The organism is Saccharopolyspora sp. NPDC002376, assembly GCF_053593195.1.
Window position 1 is genome coordinate 61,817 of the sequence record NZ_JBSFBZ010000005.1, and the last position, 18,497, is coordinate 80,313.

Sequence of the window (18,497 nt, forward strand, 5' to 3'; positions counted from 1 at the left end):
GATCAGCGGCTGTACCAGAAGGCCTTGACGGTGGCGAGGAACTCGCGGCGGGTGCCGCGGGCCGCGACGCGTTGCAGGCGCCAGTCGGCCGCCGCGTCGTGCCCGACGCCGTGGGCGTCCACGCCCAGTCGGCGGCACATCGCGACTGCGCGGCGCAGGTGGAACTGCGAGCTGATCACCGTCAGCTCCCGCAGGTCGAAGTCCCCGGCTGCCCGGCGGCAGGACTGCCAAGTGTCCACACCGGATTCGTCGAGGACGATCGCTTCTGCCGGGACCCCGTGCGAGACGAGGTGGTGGCGCATCACCACGGGTTCGCTGTGGCCGCGGGATTCGGGGCTGCCGCTGACGATGATCCGCTGGATCTTCCCGGCGTCGTAAAGGGACTTGGCCACTTCCAGGCGTCCTTGGAGGATCAAGCTGGGCGTGCCGTCCCAGCGCACCCCAGCGCCGAGGACCAGTCCGACCTCGGTCTCCGGGATGTCGGACATCGTCCGGATGCGGCGCGCACTGCGCGCGAACGCCCACGCCGACGGCACCCCGGTGATCACACCGAGTCCGGCCAGCGCCAAGATCCCAACCTTCAGCCCACCCACATGGCAAGTGTGCCATCACGCAGTCGGGCGGTGCCGATCCATGATCAGCACCACCCAACACGCGCGGCGCGAGTCATGAGAAGTGTCAGTTCTGCCTGAAACTGACACCCGGGGACGTCCGGGCAGAGGTCGATGCCCGAGGGCTTGGCGGTGCTGCGCAGCGGCATGTTCGCGTAGTAGGTCGCGGGAAACGACCGGAGTGCGAGGAGGTCCGCGTGAACTTCCGTCAGGACTGCCCCGTTCGGCCCAAGTGGGTCAGCGCCGCTTGCGCAGCAGCAACCAGAACCCGCCGATCGCCACGACCAACCCGACCAGCGCGCCGGTCGCGAACCCGGCCAACGACTCGCCGTCCTCGATGTTGGGGAGCTGGAACACCAGCGCGTAGATCGCGAACAGCGCCACGAGAAAACCGATCAGCAGCCAGAACCGCTTGCTGAGAGAGCCTGGCGCTGCGGCGGTTCCGGCGGTGCGCTCAGCTCCCCGACGCTCGCCGCGGCAGGCCGCTTGAAGTAGGCGAAGGGCGGCCACGAACCGCACTGCTCCCAGCCATCCGGGGCGAGCCGCTCGGCCTTCGAAACGCCGGACAGGCCAACGGTTTCCCGGAGGTACTCCCAGCGCTGCGGATGCTCCGGATCGCGCTGGCAGACGAAGTGACCGGTGGTGTCGATGCGCGTCATCTCCCAGCCCTGCGCGCCGTAGCGGGCCAGCAGTTCACGGTCGACGAAGATGTCGGCGATACAGCGCCAGGTGGTGGCTTCCCGTGCGGGCTCGGGCGCTGCGCCATCCGATCCGGTCAGCTGCGCAGCGAACTCCTCGACCGGCCCGAACTCGGCGACCGGATCTACCCCGGTCTCCGCCAGGTGATCGGTGAGCTCGTCGACCGTCGTGGCCACCCGCGCGGCGGGGACGCCGTTCTCGCGAAGCCGAGCCTCCAGGTCGGCGAGGTAGGTCATCGCTCGATTCCCTTCGAGAGCACGGTCCGCACGGCCTCGCCGAAGGCGAACCAGTCCCCGGCCTGCTCGGCGAGGACTTCGCGGCCGCGGTCGGTCACGGGACCGCGTTCGGTGGCCCGGAACTCCGCGTTCACGAGTCCGGCCTCCTCGAGCCGGACCACCGGCGACAGGCCGAGGCTGGTCCCGAGCGCGATCAGGAACCCCCGGTAGACCAGCCCTTCGGTGGTCCCGGCGGTGACCGACATCCCGGCCCAGGCCCTTCGTACTGCCGCTCGCCCAGCACCGGACCGGCGATGAGCAGGTAAGCGACCAGGACGACGGACAGCGCCAACGCGGGTGTCGAGAACTGCGGCATGACGAACCCCCTCCACGACAGCTGCAGCGCAAGCTAGATCGCAGAGAGGGCTAGTTAGGAATACAACCTATGTTGAGGTGAAGGGTGCCCCGGTTCGTCTCGGGGAGTGATCACTTCGGGCGCCAACTGGATCGGGTCGGTGGGCCGGGCGGGCCGGGCGGGCGCGCGGGTCGGGGGCGACGTTCCCACGGCCGGTTCGCTGGCTTGGAGAGGGCTGGCATGCCTGGCAACTTAGGGCACACATCGCCACTTCCGTGCGCCGCCTCCAGGATTGGTGAGGTTTCCCGCATATCGATCTACCTGCGAAGATCACGGAGCGTAGATCATCTGTCACAACAGTCCAGGTGGCGGCGCCAGAGGCCGCCGAAGTAGCGGTCCGAACTGGATCGAGCACGCCGAGTGGTCGAGCGATCCGGGGTTCGGGCACCGCGTTGACCTGCCGCTGAGGGGTGGCTGCGACACTCCGGCGTTCGGCGGATGCGGGTGGTTGTTGAGCGTTGGCACTCTCGTCGGTAGAGTGCTAGCAGAACGGCGCCGTAGCGACCCGGCACCCGCGACGACGGGGAGTCACGGAGCCGTCTTAACCCAGACAACGCTTCGAAGGCCCCAGAAGGTGGAGGTCACACCGTGGCGAGCATCAAGCCGCTTGAGGACAAGATCGTCGTCCAGGCGAGCGAGGCCGAGACGACGACTGCGTCCGGCATCGTGATCCCGGACACCGCCAAGGAGAAGCCCCAGGAGGGCAAGGTTCTGGCCGTCGGCCCGGGTCGCGTGGACGACAAGGGCAACCGCATCCCCGTGGATGTCAAGGAAGGTGACGTCGTCATCTACTCCAAGTACGGCGGCACCGAGGTCAAGTACAACGGCGAGGAGTACCTGATCCTCTCCGCCCGCGACGTGCTGGCCGTCGTCAACTGACGCACCCACGCGCGAAGCAGTAGCCGCCCCGGCGGTCCCGACCGCGGGACCCCGGGGCGGTTCCATGTCCGGGGTGTGAGGCCTCGGGACGTGAAAGACCAGATCAGGCACCTGTGAAGGGCTGTTGCAACCATGGCTAAGCAGATCACCTTCGACGAGCAGGCCCGGCGCGCGCTGGAGAGCGGCGTCAACCAGCTCGCCGACGCGGTGAAGGTCACCCTCGGACCCCGCGGCCGGCACGTCGTGCTGGACAAGCAGTTCGGCGGACCGCAGATCACCAACGACGGCGTGACCATCGCCCGCGAGATCGACCTGAGCGACCCGTTCGAGAACCTGGGCGCCCAGCTCGCCAAGAACGTCGCCACCAAGACCAACGACGTCGCCGGCGACGGCACCACCACCGCCACCGTGCTCGCCCAGTCGCTGGTCCGCGAGGGCCTGCGCAACCTGGCCGCAGGCGCGAACCCGACGTCGCTGAACGCCGGTGTGCAGAAGGCCACCGACGCCGTGGTGGAGGCCCTCAAGGGCAAGGCCACCCCGGTCAAGGGCCGCGACAACATCGCCCAGATCGCCACCGTGTCCTCCCGTGACGAGTCGATCGGCGCGCTGATCGGCGAGGCGATGGAGAAGGTCGGCGAGGACGGCGTGATCAGCATCGAGGAGTCCTCGACGCTGGCCACCGAGCTGGAGGTCACCGAAGGCCTGCAGTTCGACAAGGGCTTCATCTCCCCGCACTTCGTCACCGACGCCGAGCGTCAGGAGGTCGTGCAGGAGGACACCCAGATCCTGCTGCACCAGGACAAGATCTCCAACCTGCAGGACCTGCTGCCGCTGCTCGAGAAGATCGCGCAGAACGGCCAGCCGTTGCTGATCATCGCCGAGGACGTCGAGGGCGAGGCGCTGTCCACCCTGGCGGTCAACGCGCTGCGCAAGACCCTCAAGGTCGTCGCGGTCAAGGCCCCGTTCTTCGGCGACCGCCGCAAGGCGTTCCTGGACGACCTGGCGGTCGCCACCGGAGCCCAGGTCATCGCGGCCGAGGTCGGGCTGAAGCTGGCCGAGGCCGGTCCGGAGGTGCTGGGCTCCGCCCGCCGCGTCACCGTGACCAAGGACACCACGACCATCGTGGACGGCCGCGGCAGCGCCGAGGACGTCAAGGACCGCGTGGACCAGATCCGCAAGGAGATCGAGGCCACCGACTCCGACTGGGACCGCGAGAAGCTGCAGGAGCGCCTGGCCAAGCTGAGCGGCGGCGTCGCGGTGATCAAGGTCGGCGCGGCCACCGAGACCGAGCTCAAGGAGCGCAAGTCCCGCATCGAGGACGCGGTCGCCGCTGCGAAGGCCGCGGCCGAGGAGGGCAGCGTACCCGGCGGTGGGTCCAGCCTGATCCACGCCGCCAAGGTGCTGTCCGACGACCTCGGTCTCTCCGGTGACGAGGCCACCGGCGTGCAGCTGGTGCGCCGCGCGCTGGAGGCACCGCTGTACTGGATCGCCAGCAACGCGGGCCAGGAAGGCGCCGTCGTGGTGGCCAAGGTCCGCGACCTCGACTGGGGCTCGGGCTACAACGCCGCCACCGACGAGTTCGGCGACCTGGTCCAGTCCGGCATCGTGGACCCGCTGAAGGTGACCCGCTCCGCGGTCGCCAACGCGGCCTCCATCGCCCGCATGATCATCACGACCGAGAGCGCGGTCGTCGAGAAGCCGGCGGAAGAGGCCCCGGAGGCCGCCGGTCACGGCCACGGCCACGGTCACTGATCTGACGAGTTCTGCGGTGCGGGTCGGCTGAACAGCCGGCCCGCACCACCGAACGCCAAGAGATCGGGGCGGCACCCAGCGCGGGTGCCGCCCCGATCTCTTTTTCCGTCCTGCCCGGAGCCGAATGACGCCCCTCGTGGTCATTCGACTCCGGCGACCGAGGTTTCGAACGCCTCGATCAGCACAAGCGGGTCAGCTGGCCGCGACAGCCAGCTGCTGACGCTTGCGCGCCTTGATGATCACTTCTCGCTCCGACTCCGACAGCCCGCCCCAGATGCCGTACGGCTCCTGCACCGCCAACGCGTGGGCGCGGCATTGGGCGATCACCGGGCAGTGCTGGCACACCTCTTTTGCCTTCGCCTCGCGCCGAGCTCGCGCCGGGCCCCGCTCGCCGTCCGGATGAAAGAAGTACGCGCTATCCATGCCTCGACAAGAGCCTCGTATCTGCCAATCCCAGATATCGGCGTTCGGTCCTGGAAGACGTCGAGTGTCTGCCATTGCGACAACCACCTCCCACCGGTGGATCCCCTCCCTGCTGCGACGGGCCCGCCGCAGCCTCGCATGATCCAACCGTAAAACCGCGCCAAAACTTGTTCAACCCTTATCGCGTCAAAACTTGTTCATCATTGGAGTGATCTTTCGGGAGCGTGATCGAGAACAGGCGGGCTTGCCTCGCGCGGGCCGGAACCGGAATATGTCCCGCGTGACGACGCGGCCGGAACCAGCTCCCGGGGAGGACACCCCCGTCCCGATCGACGATTCGGGGCGACCGGCCACCTCGGACGGCGCCGAGTCAGGTGTGGACGACGAACCGCGGCTCAGCGTCGCGGCGGTGGCCCGTCGCCTTGGCGTCGCGCCTGCAACTCTGCGCACTTGGGACCGCCGCTACGGCTTAGGTCCCAGTGACCACACCAGTGGCCGGCACCGCCGTTACGGGCCCGCCGACATCGCGCGGCTCGAGCAGATGCAGCGCGCCCTGCTGCGCGGCGCTTCGCCGATGGAGGCCGCTCGGTACGCGCGCACGGTCGCCGCTCCGCCGCCGCAGCGCTCCCCGGAGGTCGCCGAGCAGCCCGAGGAGGCCAGCGGTGGCCCCGTGCTGCTGTCCGGCGTTCTGGACGGCGGCAACGACATCAATCTGGTCAGCGGTTCCAACACCGGTGGACGAGGCCTGAAACTCACCGGCGCCGGCCCCGAGGCCCGAGGTCTGGGGCGGGCGGCGCTCGCGCTGGACTCCTGGTCCGTGCAGCGACTGCTGATCGAGGCGATGAACGCCGACGGCGTCGTCACCGTGTGGCAGAACATGCTGCAGCCGGTGCTGCGTGCGGTCAGCGAACGCCGCCAGCGGTCCGGCTCCGGCATCGAAGTGCTCCAGCTGCTGGTCGACTGCGCTTCCACGGCGCTGCGCTCGGTGATCGCGACCGCTCCGGCGCCGCTCAACCCGCGCCCGGTGGTGCTCGCCCCGGTGCCCGGTGAGGCCCAGGAGCTCGAGCTCGTGGCGCTCGCCGCCGCGCTGGCCGCCAACCGCGTCGGCCACCGCCTGTTCGGCGCTTCGCTGCCCCGCGAGGGCCTGGCGGCCGCGGTCCGGCGCTCAGCGCCCGCCGCCGTCGTCCTGTGGGCCGACCAGTCGCACTACGCCGCTCCGCGGGTTCTGGAGGACATCCCGATCACCCGTCAGCGCGCTCGGGCGTTCGTGGCGGGCGCCGGGTGGTCGCGGGAGGCGCTGCCCTCGCACGCGGAACTGCTCGGCTCGTTGGAGACGGCTGTGGCGCGTGTTTCGGAGACCGTCCTGGGCTGAATTGAGGCTCATGTGATGTAAGTCACATCGATCGGATGAGGGTGGGTTTTGGGGTTCCTGCGGACGGGCGAAATTCCGGCCGCAACGGGCCGCAATCGGGTGAATACTGCAGGTATGACGGGTGATGGGCGACTGTACGGGTAATCGCCGTCCTCCTTGCTCCGATCCGGTGAACCCCGCTCGGATGGGTTGATTGCGAAATTTCTTGACGGATTAAGCACCGGATCGTGTCAAGGTTTTGGCCCCTGCGTCCGATAGGGGAGGTGGAACGTCACTCGCCTGCAGGAAAGGAGTTCCCGTGACGACGGTCCTGATCTGCGATGACCGACGTAGCGTCCGGGAAGGGCTCACTCGTGTGATGTCTGCTGTCCCCGGAGTGAGTCGAATAGATTGCGTCGCGCATGGTGACGAGCTGCTGGCCCGCTTCTCGCGGCAGGCCGTGGACGTCGTGCTGGTCGGTACTCAGCGCGCCGTCCCGAACGGTGTCGAGGCCACTCGACGGCTCGTCTCAGCGCACCCGCAAGCCAACGTGATCGTCTTCGGTGCACCGGACGACGCGGCGAGCATCGCCGCGGCGATCGCCGGTGGGGCCCGCGGATACCTCCGCTGGGACGCCTCGAGGCCGGAGCTGGTCGCTGCGTTGGCGCACACGCTGGCGAGCACTTCGGTGCCCGCTCCCCGGCAGCCGTCCGACCCCGGTGTCCAGCTGACGGAGCGTGAGCTCCAGGTGCTGCGGGGCATGAGCCAGGGCAAGAGCAACGGCCAGATCGGCCGGGAGCTCTATCTGTCGGAGGACACCGTCAAGACCCACGCGCGCCGGCTGTTCCGCAAGCTCGGCGTCCGCGACCGCGCGCAGGCCGTGGCACATGGCTTCCGCCGCGGCCTCGTCGCTTGATCCGTTAGATCGCCGGTGCATCGGCGGGCGACCCGAGTGGCCGCCGGTGTTCGACGATGTTGGCCTCGCGTGAGCTGACGTTACGGAAGTGAGTGTGGCTCGCGTCACCGTCCAGTTGTCCGGAACCGCGCCCGGGCGGACGGAGTGACGCGAGCCATAGTCCTGTCGGAGTCAGCCGATAGCGGGCCAAACGGCGATAGGCGGCAAAGCGGTCGAACACCGCAAAATGCCGCCGAGGTTCTTCGCCTCATTTTTCCGGAACTCATCGCCTGTTCCGGGCAAGATCTCGATGACCAGGTGAAACGCCATTTCGCGAGGCGTCTGGTAGATGTGGACGGGTGACTACGCCCGCCCTTGATCTCGAGTCCCTGTTCAGCGAGCACTCGTCTGCCGGTACGGTGAGCTCGGCGCAGCGTGCGGTGCACGCGAAATCCGCCGGGCAAATCCGAGTCGCTTGAACGCGTAACACCAGGGCTGCTGTCTGCGATGACCAACGTGGGGGACGGGCTGGACGCTCTTGTAAGCGCCGCCGTCGACGGCGATCGTCAGTCGATCGAGCGCTTGCTAGCCGAAATCCGTCCTTTGGTGGTGCGGTACTGCCGCGCCAGAGTCGGACGAAACGAGAGGTCGTTCGCTTCGGCGGACGACGTGGCCCAAGAGGTGTGTCTCGCGGTGCTCACCGCGTTGCCCTCCTACAAGGACCAGGGTCGTCCCTTTCTGGCGTTCGTGTACGGCATCGCCGCGCACAAGGTGGCTGATGCGCACCGAGCGTTGGCCCGCAACCGCTCCGAACCCGTGGCGGACGTTCCGGATACCCCGGAGTCCGAAGCTGGTCCGGAACAGCGGGCGATGCAAGGTGAGCTCTCGGGCAGGATGGCGCAACTACTTCGCGTCCTCCCGGCCAAGCAGCGGGAAATCCTGCTGCTCCGGGTGGTCGTCGGGTTGTCGGCGGAGGAAACCGCCGAAGCGGTCGGTTCTACGCCGGGCGCAGTACGCGTGGCTCAACACCGCGCGTTGGCCCGGCTGCGAAAGACGCTGTCCGCGGAGGAGGTGGTCTGAATGGCTGAGCGGAAGGGGCCCGAGGGGGAGCAGGCAGGACGCGACTCGATCGAGTCCGGCCAGCACGAGGACCGTTCGACCCGGGCGGACGAGCGGGACGTGGTTCCTGCCGAGGAGCCCGCAGACGAGGGAACCGAACTGATCGACAACCATCGGGATTCCGACTCGGGCGAGTCCGAAACGTCCCGGAGCGACGCTGATTCGGACGGCGCCGCGGTGCTCGCCTTCCGGCAGCGCGCGGAAGACGGGGACGACGCAGGCGACTCCGGTGAGCTGGTCGACCACGACGACCTGGACGAGCCGATCGACCTGGCGGTGCTGCAGGACGACGACGCGCTGCTGGACGCGCTCGGCGGGACCAACCCCGACGTGGCGGTCCCTGCGGAAGGCGAACGTCCCAGCCTGGAAGCACTGCTGGTGGCCTGGCGGCAGGACGTCGACTCCTCGCCGATCGGCGATCTGGTCGACGTGGAGACCGCTGTCACCGCGATCTCGGAGGGCACGCGCCCGCGCCGGCGGCTCAAGCGGCGGCACCTGGTGCCGGTCGCGACCGCGGCTGCGGTGCTGATGATCGGCTTCACAGGTGTCGGTGTGGCGGCCCGCGACGCGCAGCCCGGCGACATGCTGTGGGGCGTCGCGCAGGTCCTCTACTCCGACCACACCCGCGCGGTGATGGCCGCGGGTTGGGCGAAAGAAGACCTCGACAGCGCGGAGAGCGCGATCGAGCGCGGCGACCGCGACGGGGCCCAGGCCGCGCTGCACGCCGCGCAGCAGCAGATGCGCGGCGTCGACGACGAGCACGGTTTATCGGACCTGCGCGCTGCGCACGCTTCGCTGACCAAGCGGATCGACCAGGGCGCAGAGCCGCCGACCAGCAACGACACGTTGCCGGTGACCACGCCGCCGAGCTCGACGCAGTCGCCGTCGCAGCCGCCGCCGACGGAGCCGCCGGACAGCTCGTCGCTCCCGCCGACCTCGTCGACCCCGTCGGAGACGACGACCCCGCCCAGCGAGACCAGCGACAGCTCGGAGAACCCGTCGAGCACCTCGGACAACGGGCTGTTCCCGCACAACAACAGCAGCAACGCCGGCCACCCGTGATCGGCTGAACGAAGAAGAGGGGCTCCCGGAATGGGAACCCCTCTTCTCGTAGGTATTGGAACGCGCTGGTTCAGCGCGTCGTTTCGCTCTCCGTGACGCCGTCCGCGTAGCCGCGGCAGTACTCCCACGTCACGTACTCGCTGGGGTTCGGGTCGAAAGCCGGCTCGTGCGGGCGCATCCGACCGTCGTGCAGCAGCTGCTCGAGGCTGGCCCGCAGCAACTCCCAGTCGTGGTAGTGGCATTCGCCGCAGTCGGCGCAGTCCACCACGATGCCGCGGATGCCGCGGGGCTCGAGCAGGGCCTGGTAGACGGCGAGATCGGTCAGGTCGGCGAGCAGCTCGGCGCGTTCCTCCTCGCCGAGCGGCGGGTCGTCGTCGGCGTCGTGATCACCGAGTGCCATGCTCGGATCTTCCGGGTCGCCCGCGAACGGGTCTGGGGGCATCGGATCGTGCGGCACGGCCCGCACGGTACCGGCTGCGTCCACCTCGTGGGGCTGTCGGGGCGCAGTTGCCCGCCGCCGCGACCGCGGCCGGGTGGCGTGGCGCACGCCTGCCAGGGCGCACCAGCCGCTTCCTGACCTGTGGTCTCTATCATTGGGGAATCCCCGAAGCCGATGTCGCGTTGTCGTACTCAACCGGCCGACGACGTGGTCGCCGAGGACAATCCAGCCGCATTCTCCGGTTTGTGGACCGCAGCGTGAAGGAAGGCACATCCCTCGCCATGACCAGCGAACTCACTGCACCCGGCCTCCCCTCGAAGTTCGCGACTCTGGGTCTGACCTTCGATGACGTGCTCCTGCTGCCCGACGAGTCGGACGTCATCCCCAGCGGAGTCGACACGTCCACGCAGCTCTCCCGCAACATCCGGCTGCGCGTCCCGCTGCTGTCCGCGGCGATGGACACCGTGACCGAGGCGCGGATGGCGATCGCGATGGCCCGCCAGGGCGGCGTCGGCATCCTGCAGCGCAACCTCTCGGTGGAGGAGCAGGCCTCCCAGGTCGAGGTGGTCAAGCGCTCCGAGGCGGGCATGGTCACCGACCCGGTCACCTGCTCCCCGGACGACACGCTCGCCGAGGTGGACGCGCTGTGCGCGCGCTTCCGCATCTCCGGCGTCCCGGTGACCGACCCGGACGGCACGCTGGTCGGCATCATCACCAACCGCGACATGCGCTTCGAGGTCGACTTCACCCGCCGGGTGCGCGAGGTGATGACCCCCACGCCGCTGATCACCGCGCAGGTCGGCGTCACCGCGGAGGCCGCGCTCGGGCTGCTGCGCCGCAACAAGATCGAGAAGCTGCCGATCGTGGACGGCGCGGGCAAGCTGCGCGGCCTGATCACGGTCAAGGACTTCGTCAAGACCGAGCAGTACCCCGACGCCACCAAGGACCCGGACGGCCGGCTGCTGTGCGGCGCCGCGGTGGGCGTCGGCGCGGACTCGCACGAGCGCGCGATGGCGCTGGTGGACGCCGGTGTCGACGTGCTGATCGTGGACACCGCGCACGGCCACTCCCGCGCGGTGCTGGAGACCGTTGCCACGGTGAAGAAGGAACTGGGCAACTCCGTCGACGTGATCGGCGGCAACGTCGCGACCCGCGCGGGCGCGCAGGCGCTGATCGACGCCGGGGCGGACGCGGTGAAGGTCGGCGTCGGGCCGGGCTCCATCTGCACCACCCGCGTGGTCGCCGGCGTCGGTGTGCCGCAGATCAGCGCGATCTACGAGGCGAGCATGGCCTGCCGTCCGGCGGGCGTGCCGATCATCGGCGACGGCGGCATCCAGTACTCCGGTGACATCGGCAAGGCCATCGCCGCCGGTGCCAGCTCGGTGATGCTGGGCAGCCTGCTGGCGGGCACCGCAGAGGCGCCGGGCGAGCTGGTCCTGGTCAACGGCAAGCAGTTCAAGGTCTACCGGGGCATGGGCTCGCTGGGCGCGATGCAGTCGCGCGGCCAGGGCAAGTCCTATTCGAAGGACCGCTACTTCCAGGACGACGTGCTCTCCGAGGACAAGCTGGTGCCGGAGGGCATCGAGGGCCGGGTGCCGTTCCGCGGTCCGCTGTCGCAGGTCGTGGCGCAGCTCGTCGGCGGTCTCCGCTCGGGCATGGGCTACACCGGCTCGACCACGATCCCGGAGATGCAGGACGCGAAGCTGGTCCGGATCACCGCGGCGGGCCTCAAGGAGAGCCACCCGCACGACATCACGATGACGGTCGAGGCCCCGAACTACGCCGGCCGCTGACCAGCCCCGACTCCCGGCCGCCGCGTCTGCTTGGCGCGGCGGCCGCGTCGTGTCCGGGGAGGGTGTGCCAATTTCTCGCGAAATTGGCACCACCTGGACCGGACCAGGGGCGGTGTGGTCGGGTGCTCACGGAGGGCTAAGGCCCCCCGTTGCGCGTCACCCGGATGCCGCAGAGAGAATGTTGCGTTGGACAGCAGTGCTGCGAGGAGGGACTGACGGTGCGGGATCAGGTTGAGATCGGCATGGGCCGCACGGCGATGCGCGGCTACGACTTGGACGACGTTGCGATCGTGCCGTCCAGGCGCACCCGTTCCTCGAAGGACGTGTCGCTGGCATGGCAGATCGACGCGTACCGCTTCGACATCCCGCTGGTCACGCATCCGACCGACGCGGTCGTCTCGCCCGCCACGGCGGTGCGGGTCGGCGAGCTCGGCGGTCTGGGCGTGCTCAACGCCGAGGGTCTGTGGGCGCGGCACGAGAACGTCGAGGAGAAGCTGTTCGACGTGGTGCGCGCCGCGGACGAGAGCAGCGACCCGGAGGCGGCCATCCGCCTGCTGCAGGAGCTGCACTCCGCTCCGATCCGGCAGGACCTGCTCGCCGCTTCGCTGAAGCAGATCAAGGACTCCGGCGTCACGGTGGCCGCGCGCGTCAGCCCGCAGCACGCCGAGGAGCTGACCCCGGACCTGCTCGCGGCCGGCGTCGAGGTGCTGGTCGTGCAGGGCACGATCATCTCCGCCGAGCACGTGGCGCGCGACGGCGAGCCGCTGAACCTCAAGCGCTTCATCGGTGAGCTCGACGTGCCGGTGATCGCCGGTGGTGTCGGCGACTACCGCACCGCGATGCACCTGATGCGCACCGGCGCGGCCGGTGTGATCGTCGGCTTCGGCGAGTCCCGCTCGGCGACGACCACCCAGGTCCTGGGCATCGGCGTGCCGATGGCGACGGCCGTTGCCGACGCCGCCGCGGCGCGCCGCGACTACCTGGACGAGACCGGTGGCCGGTACGTGCACGTGATCGCCGACGGCGCGCTGTCCTACTCCGGTGACATCGCGAAGGCGATCGCCTGCGGTGCCGACGCGGTGATGCTCGGCGAGTCGCTGGCCGAGGCCTCGGACTCCCCGGCGCAGGGCTACTACTGGACTTCGGCCGCCGCGCACCCGAGCCTGCCGCGCAGCGAGATCACCGGCTTCGTCGGTTCGGGCGCGGACCTGGAGAAGCTGCTGTTCGGCCCGAGCAGCGACCCGTACGGCACGCTGAACCTCTTCGGCGGCCTGCGCCGCGCGATGGCCAAGACGGGCTACCGCGACCTCAAGGAGTTCCAGAAGGTCGGCTTGACCCTCCGCAGCTGAGCAAGACTTGCGAAGACCTCCAGTCCGACCGGGCTGGGGGTCTTCGCGTTTTCGGGGGTTCTGCGTGTTCGGGGACTGGCTACTCGCGAGTAATTACGTTTAGTCTGTCGCGCATGGCTGGACGTGACGGGACACACCGGGGTAGCTGCGATTTCGACGTGGTCGTGATCGGTTCCGGATTCGGCGGCAGCGTGGCCGCGCTGCGGCTGACCGAGAAGGGCTACCGGGTGGCGGTGCTCGAAGCCGGTCGCCGGTTCACCGACGACGAGCTGCCGAAGACCTCCTGGGACCTGAAGAAGTTCCTGTGGGCACCGCAGCTCGGCTGCTACGGCATCCAGCGGATCCACCTGCTGCGCAACGTCCTGATCCTGGCCGGGGCGGGGGTCGGCGGCGGTTCGCTGAACTACGCCAACACGCTCTACCGGCCGCTCAAGCCGTTCTACAACGACCCGCAGTGGGCGCACATCACCGACTGGGAAGCAGAACTCGCGCCCTACTACGACCAGGCGACGCGGATGCTCGGCGTGGTGAACAACCCGTCCACCACCCCGTCGGACGTGGTGATGAAGAAGGTCGCCGGGCAGATGGGCGTCGACGACACCTTCCACACCACGCCGGTCGGCGTCTACTTCGGCACGGCGGGCAAGACCGAGTCCGACCCGTTCTTCGGCGGCGCCGGGCCCGCTCGCACCGGCTGCACCGAGTGCGGCGCCTGCATGTCGGGATGTCGCGTCGGTGCGAAGAACACGCTGGTGAAGAACTACCTGTACCTGGCCGAGGCGGGCGGTGCGCAGGTGTTCCCGCTGACCACGGTCGACCGGCTGGGGCAGGGCGCCGACGGCCGGTGGCGCATCGGAACCTCGCGCACCGGCGCGAAGTGGAACCGCAAGCCGCGCATCTTCAGCGCCGACCACGTGGTGGTGGCCGCCGGCACCTGGGGCACGCAGAACCTGTTGCACCGCAGCAAGGAACGCGGCGACCTGCCGCGGCTGTCCGGGCGGCTCGGCCGGCTCACCCGCACCAACTCCGAGTCGATCATCGGCGCGCAGATGCCGAAGGTCGACCCCGAGCGGGACTTCTCCAACGGCGTGGCGATCACCTCGTCGTTCCACCCCGACGAGAACACCCACATCGAGCCGTGCCGCTACGCCAAGGGTGCCAACGCGATGGGGCTGTTGCAGACCCTGCCGACCAAGGGCGACTCCCCGGAACCGCGGCTGAAGCAGTGGTTCCGGTACCTGCGCAAGAAGCCGCTGCACGCGCTGCGCCTGCTGAACGTGAAGAACTGGAGCGAGCGCACGGTGATCCTGCTGGTCATGCAGAGCCTCGACAACTCGCTGACCACCAAGCTGCGCAAGCGCTTCGGGCGAACCCAGCTGACCTCCGAGCAGGGCCACGGCGCGCCGAACCCGACCCACATCCCGGCCGGTGAGCAGGCCAACGAGCTGGTCGCCGAGGAGATCGGCGGGATCGCGGGCGGAACCTGGGGCGAGGTGTTCGACATCCCGATGACCGCCCACTTCCTGGGCGGCTGCGCGATCGGCGACGACGCCGAGCACGGCGTGATCGACCCCTACCACCGGACACACGGCTACCCGACGATGTCCATCGTGGACGGTTCGGCGGTGAGCGCGAACCTCGGCGTGAACCCGTCGCTGACCATCACCGCGCAGGCGGAGCGGGCCTTCGCGATGTGGCCGAACAAGGGCGAGACGGACACTCGCCCGGACCAGCGCGAGGCCTACCGCCAGGTGTCCCCGGTCGAGCCCAAGTCGCCCGCGGTCCCGACCGCGGCTCCGGCGGCCCTGCGCCTCCCGATCGTCTGACCCCGACCCCGGATTCACAGTCCTCACGAGGTTTTCCATCCCAGTGCTGCTGCAGGTTTCAGCCGCGACTGAACACAGTTTCAATTGAAACTGTAAATCCCAGCCACGGCGAACCACAGTTTCAATTGAAACTGTGGTCCAGCGGCAGGCCGCGGGGTGTCTCGGCGGCTAACGGGCCCGATACGGCTGTGGCATCGGTTACCTGGGACAATGGCCTCAGCTCACCGGTTCATGCTAGGAGGTCGCGGCGACGTGTCCGGTTCCGCAAGTAACAGCGCCCAGGGGCCTGTTCTCGTTGTCGACTACGGTGCCCAGTACGCGCAGCTGATCGCGCGTCGGGTTCGCGAGGCGCAGGTTTACTCCGAGGTCGTCCCGCACGACATCTCCGTCGAGGAGATCAAGCACCGCAACCCCGCCGCTATCGTGCTCTCCGGCGGCCCGTCCAGCGTCTACGCGGACGGCGCGCCCCAGGTCGACCCGGCGTTGTTCAACGTCGGCATCCCGGTCTTCGGCATCTGCTACGGCTTCCAGACGATGGTCTCGGCCCTCGGTGGCACGGTGGCGCACACTGGCACCCGCGAGTACGGCCGCACCGAGCTGGAGATCAGCGGCGACGGCGGCACGATGCACGCCGAGATGCCCAGCCGCCACCCGGTGTGGATGAGCCACGGCGACTCGGTGAGCGAGGCCCCCGCGGGCTTCAACGTCACCGCCTCCACCAAGGACACCCCGGTCGCGGCGTTCGAGAGCGTCGAGCGGCAGCTGGCCGGCGTGCAGTACCACCCCGAGGTGGTGCACTCGCCGCACGGCCAGGAGGTGCTGCGGCGCTTCCTGCACGAGATCGCCCAGGTCCGCCCGCAGTGGACCACCTCCTCCATCGTTGACGACACGGTCGCGGCGATCCGGGAGCAGATCGGCGACCGGCGGGCGATCTGCGCGTTGTCCGGCGGGGTGGACTCCGCGGTGGCCGCCGCGCTGGTGCAGCGCGCCATCGGCGACCAGCTGACCTGTGTGTTCGTCGACCACGGCCTGCTGCGCGCCGGTGAGCGCGCGCAGGTGGAGCGCGACTTCGTCGCGGCGACCGGCGTCCGGCTGGTCACCATCGACGCGGTGGACCGGTTCCTCGGTGCGCTGGCCGGCGTGACTGACCCGGAGGAGAAGCGCAAGATCATCGGCAGGGAGTTCATCCGCGTCTTCGAGCAGGCCGCCCGCGACCTGCAGACCGAGGCTGGCGAGGCCGGTGAGCAGATCGACTTCCTGGTGCAGGGCACCCTCTACCCGGACGTGGTGGAGTCCGGCGGCGGCTCCGGCGCGGCGAACATCAAGAGCCACCACAACGTCGGCGGTCTGCCCGAGGACCTGAAGTTCGAGCTGGTCGAGCCGCTGCGCGCGCTGTTCAAGGACGAGGTGCGCCGGGTCGGCCTGGAACTGGGCCTGCCGGAGACGATCGTGCACCGGCAGCCGTTCCCCGGCCCGGGCCTGGGCATCCGGATCATCGGTGAGGTCACCGCGGACCGGCTGGAGACGCTGCGCGCGGCGGACGCGATCGCCCGCGAGGAGCTGACCGCGGCTGGTCTGGACCGCGACATCTGGCAGTGCCCGGTGGTGCTGCTGGCCGACGTCCGCTCGGTCGGCGTGCAGGGCGACGGCCGGACCTACGGCCACCCGGTGGTCCTGCGCCCGGTCTCCAGCGAGGACGCGATGACCGCGGACTGGACCCGCCTGCCCTACGACGCGCTGGAGCGGATCTCCACCCGGATCACCAACGAGGTCTCCGAGGTCAACCGGGTGACCCTGGACGTGACGTCCAAGCCCCCGGGCACCATCGAGTGGGAGTGATCCCCGCACTTCGAAGGGCGCTTTCCGCTTCGGCGGGAAGCGCCCTTCTCGTTTTCGTCCACTGTGGACCGTTTCGGGGGATTGGCGAGCTATGCGCGGCGACCTGCGTAGCAGATCCGATGGAACCAGAGCCCGGCGACCGGGAGTCCCACTAACTCGTTTTGCATGTACGTGCTGGGCGAGGTGCACGACCGGATCGGCCCGCTGATGATCGGCAAGCCGGAGCAGGACAGCCACTTCGTCATCTCGACGCGCATCGAGGACCAGCTCCGCAAGAGCGCCCGCACCCAGCACCGGCTGCTCGCCATCGGCATCCCGCTCGCCGCGCTGGCCGGGATCGCGCTGATCGTGTTCGGCGCGATCAACTAGCTGCCGTTGCGGGTGCGCCGGGAGGCGATCAGCATGATGCCGCCGATCATCACCGCGGCCACCGCCAGCAGCCACTGCAGCTGACCGCCGAGGCCGAACAGCACGGTGCCCGCGATGGTGACCGTGATCAGGCCGCTGACCAGCGCGACCAGGTCGGGGCGGTTCGGTTCGTCAGCCACGGGAGACCTCCACACTTCCAACCCCGACCTGCAGGTCGAGGGACACGCGGCCGCGACCGGGGCCGTCCGCGCCGTAGTCGGTCGCGGTCTGGTCCGCGGCCCCGCCGCTGGACGCCGCGTTCAGGCACTGCACGTCGCCGAGCCCTGTCTTGCACCGCGCGGTCACGTCGATGTTCGGGGGCAGCAGCACGGTGACGTCGCCGACTCCCACGTTGGCCCACGTGTAGACGTCCTCGTCGTCGGCGACCTTCAGGTCCCGCAGGTCCAACGTGACCGTCCCGGCCGACAGCTCGTAGCTGGGGTCCAGCTCGGTGGTCGTGGTGGGGACGATGGTGAAGTCGCCGACCTTGCCGGTGAAGGTGCTCGACGGCAGCGCCGAGGCGAGCATCGCCATGGCTGCGAGCGGAAGCGCTGCGGCGATGAGTCCTCGCCCGCTGCGCAGGAACGAGCCGACGATCATTCCCAGCCCCAGCACGCCGAGCGCGATGGCCAGCGCGATGGCCAGCGGTGCTCCCAGCGAGCTGGTGAGGCCACCGGCGAACGCCGCCAGCACCAGCGTCGTCCAGGTGATCCAGCGCCGCCGCGGACGTTGCGGTTCCGGCTGTTCGGGCTCGCTGGGCTCGGGCAGGTCCCAGGCGAACGGCGCGGCGCCGAGCGGATCCCACTTGGGCGGGGACTGCGCCTCGGCGGGCGTGGTCGTTTCGGAGCTGGGGTAGACCCAGGTGTTCTCGTTCACCGGCGTCGCGGCCGGATTCGAGCTGGGCGCCGATGCCGGGGCGGTGGTCGGTGCCGCGTTGCGATCGCCGTACGTGCGGTGCACCAGGTAGAGCGCGGCGAGTCCCACCGCGAGCCCGATGATCGACGGCGTGCTGGTCAGCCAGAACACGCTGGGGATCAGCAGCAGCACGAGGATCACGGCGAGGGTGCTGGACGTCGGCTCCGACCTCGGCTTGGGGTCGCCGGGGACTGGCTCGGCCTCCTTCGGGAACAGCAGCCAGCCCAGCAGGTAGAGCACGACGCCGGCACCGCCGTAGACGGCGGCCAGGACGAACGCGACTCGGACCAGGATCGGATCGATGCCGTACCGGCGGCCGATCGCGGCGCACACGCCGCCCACCTTGCCGCCGATGCGCGGCCGGACCGGGCGGGTCGCCCAGAAGTCCCGCAGGGTGTCCTCGAACGCCGCTGCGACCCCGGCGTGCTTCGTACTGCTCATGTCGACCACTATCCGTGGTGAGCAGGGCCGCGGGCATCAGGGACGCCCCTGACTCGGCCCGGAATG

General features: G+C 69.4%; 19 protein-coding genes. 11 read left to right on the plus strand and 8 right to left on the minus strand.

Annotation, left to right across the window (positions count from 1 at the left end; all coding sequences use genetic code 11):
- Window positions 1-2: 2 nt before the first annotated feature.
- The 4 genes from ACWCO2_RS05600 to ACWCO2_RS05615 form a co-directional block, all read right to left on the minus strand.
- Window positions 3-593 (minus strand): SanA/YdcF family protein, encoded by a 591-nt coding sequence (locus tag ACWCO2_RS05600; RefSeq protein WP_450126520.1) that lies wholly within the window; start codon window positions 591-593, stop codon window positions 3-5.
- Window positions 594-848: 255 nt separating this feature from the next.
- Window positions 849-995, minus strand: a complete 147-nt coding sequence (locus ACWCO2_RS05605; RefSeq protein ID WP_450126521.1) for a hypothetical protein — start codon at window positions 993-995, stop codon at window positions 849-851.
- An 11-nt stretch (window positions 996-1,006) separates the two neighbouring features.
- The gene (locus ACWCO2_RS05610) at window positions 1,007-1,546 is read right to left on the minus strand and encodes an HAAS signaling domain-containing protein (RefSeq protein ID WP_450126522.1); all 540 of its coding nucleotides are present in this window, start codon (window positions 1,544-1,546) and stop codon (window positions 1,007-1,009) included.
- A complete protein-coding gene (locus tag ACWCO2_RS05615) occupies window positions 1,543-1,791 on the minus strand; it encodes a hypothetical protein (RefSeq protein WP_450126523.1) in 249 nt (82 codons plus the stop codon). Before ACWCO2_RS05615 ends, ACWCO2_RS05610 begins: the two co-directional genes overlap by 4 nt.
- A 737-nt stretch (window positions 1,792-2,528) precedes the next feature.
- On the opposite strand from ACWCO2_RS05615, the gene groES reads away from it, so the two are divergent.
- Window positions 2,529-2,819 carry a co-chaperone GroES gene (gene groES, locus ACWCO2_RS05620; RefSeq protein ID WP_010316109.1) on the plus strand — a complete coding sequence of 97 codons (291 nt, stop codon included), beginning with the start codon at window positions 2,529-2,531 and terminating at the stop codon, window positions 2,817-2,819.
- Between the two features lie 132 nt (window positions 2,820-2,951).
- Window positions 2,952-4,571: a chaperonin GroEL gene (gene groL, locus ACWCO2_RS05625; protein ID WP_450126524.1), complete on the plus strand. Its 1,620-nt coding sequence runs from the start codon at window positions 2,952-2,954 to the stop codon at window positions 4,569-4,571.
- A 192-nt stretch (window positions 4,572-4,763) separates the two neighbouring features.
- Here groL and ACWCO2_RS05630 read toward each other — a convergent pair whose 3' ends face one another.
- Window positions 4,764-5,069, minus strand: coding sequence for a WhiB family transcriptional regulator (locus tag ACWCO2_RS05630; protein ID WP_093155089.1), 306 nt, complete (start codon window positions 5,067-5,069; stop codon window positions 4,764-4,766).
- Between the two features lie 196 nt (window positions 5,070-5,265).
- Between ACWCO2_RS05630 and ACWCO2_RS05635 the strand changes: the two genes are divergently transcribed.
- The 4 genes from ACWCO2_RS05635 (at window position 5,266) to ACWCO2_RS05650 (ending at window position 9,421) form a co-directional block, all read left to right on the plus strand.
- A complete protein-coding gene (locus ACWCO2_RS05635; RefSeq protein ID WP_450126525.1) occupies window positions 5,266-6,366 on the plus strand; it encodes a MerR family transcriptional regulator in 1,101 nt (366 codons plus the stop codon).
- A 298-nt stretch (window positions 6,367-6,664) separates the two neighbouring features.
- Window positions 6,665-7,261, plus strand: coding sequence for a response regulator transcription factor (locus tag ACWCO2_RS05640; protein WP_029536209.1), 597 nt, complete (start codon window positions 6,665-6,667; stop codon window positions 7,259-7,261).
- A 486-nt stretch (window positions 7,262-7,747) separates the two neighbouring features.
- Window positions 7,748-8,320, plus strand: a complete 573-nt coding sequence (locus ACWCO2_RS05645; RefSeq protein WP_093155087.1) for a sigma-70 family RNA polymerase sigma factor — start codon at window positions 7,748-7,750, stop codon at window positions 8,318-8,320.
- Window positions 8,321-9,421 carry an anti-sigma-D factor RsdA gene (locus tag ACWCO2_RS05650; RefSeq protein WP_450126526.1) on the plus strand — a complete coding sequence of 367 codons (1,101 nt, stop codon included), beginning with the start codon at window positions 8,321-8,323 and terminating at the stop codon, window positions 9,419-9,421.
- Between the two features lie 70 nt (window positions 9,422-9,491).
- Here the strand turns inward: ACWCO2_RS05650 and ACWCO2_RS05655 are convergent, their stop codons facing one another.
- Window positions 9,492-9,863 carry a DUF5319 domain-containing protein gene (locus tag ACWCO2_RS05655; RefSeq protein ID WP_450126668.1) on the minus strand — a complete coding sequence of 124 codons (372 nt, stop codon included), beginning with the start codon at window positions 9,861-9,863 and terminating at the stop codon, window positions 9,492-9,494.
- A 278-nt stretch (window positions 9,864-10,141) separates the two neighbouring features.
- Between ACWCO2_RS05655 and guaB the strand changes: the two genes are divergently transcribed.
- The 5 genes from guaB to ACWCO2_RS05680 all read left to right on the plus strand — a co-directional run bounded on the left by guaB (window position 10,142) and on the right by ACWCO2_RS05680 (window position 17,036).
- The gene (guaB, locus tag ACWCO2_RS05660; protein WP_450126669.1) at window positions 10,142-11,653 is read left to right on the plus strand and encodes an IMP dehydrogenase; all 1,512 of its coding nucleotides are present in this window, start codon (window positions 10,142-10,144) and stop codon (window positions 11,651-11,653) included.
- Window positions 11,654-11,871: 218 nt separating this feature from the next.
- Complete coding sequence (locus ACWCO2_RS05665; RefSeq protein WP_450126527.1) at window positions 11,872-13,002, plus strand: GuaB3 family IMP dehydrogenase-related protein; 1,131 nt, start codon at window positions 11,872-11,874, stop codon at window positions 13,000-13,002.
- A 113-nt stretch (window positions 13,003-13,115) separates the two neighbouring features.
- Window positions 13,116-14,828: a GMC family oxidoreductase N-terminal domain-containing protein gene (locus ACWCO2_RS05670; protein ID WP_450126528.1), complete on the plus strand. Its 1,713-nt coding sequence runs from the start codon at window positions 13,116-13,118 to the stop codon at window positions 14,826-14,828.
- A gap of 252 nt (window positions 14,829-15,080) precedes the next feature.
- Window positions 15,081-16,667, plus strand: coding sequence for a glutamine-hydrolyzing GMP synthase (guaA, locus tag ACWCO2_RS05675; protein WP_450126529.1), 1,587 nt, complete (start codon window positions 15,081-15,083; stop codon window positions 16,665-16,667).
- A gap of 165 nt (window positions 16,668-16,832) precedes the next feature.
- Entirely contained in the window at window positions 16,833-17,036 is a 204-nt protein-coding gene (locus ACWCO2_RS05680; RefSeq protein ID WP_450126530.1) for a GIDE domain-containing protein, read from the plus strand.
- On the opposite strand, the gene ACWCO2_RS05685 is transcribed toward ACWCO2_RS05680, so the two are convergent.
- Together ACWCO2_RS05685 and ACWCO2_RS05690 are read right to left on the minus strand one after the other, a co-directional pair.
- Entirely contained in the window at window positions 17,033-17,215 is a 183-nt protein-coding gene (locus ACWCO2_RS05685; protein WP_450126531.1) for a hypothetical protein, read from the minus strand. The two genes, ACWCO2_RS05680 and ACWCO2_RS05685, sit on opposite strands and share 4 nt — an antisense overlap.
- The gene (locus ACWCO2_RS05690; protein WP_450126532.1) at window positions 17,208-18,431 is read right to left on the minus strand and encodes a PspC domain-containing protein; all 1,224 of its coding nucleotides are present in this window, start codon (window positions 18,429-18,431) and stop codon (window positions 17,208-17,210) included. Before ACWCO2_RS05690 ends, ACWCO2_RS05685 begins: the two co-directional genes overlap by 8 nt.
- Window positions 18,432-18,497: the final 66 nt, after the last annotated feature.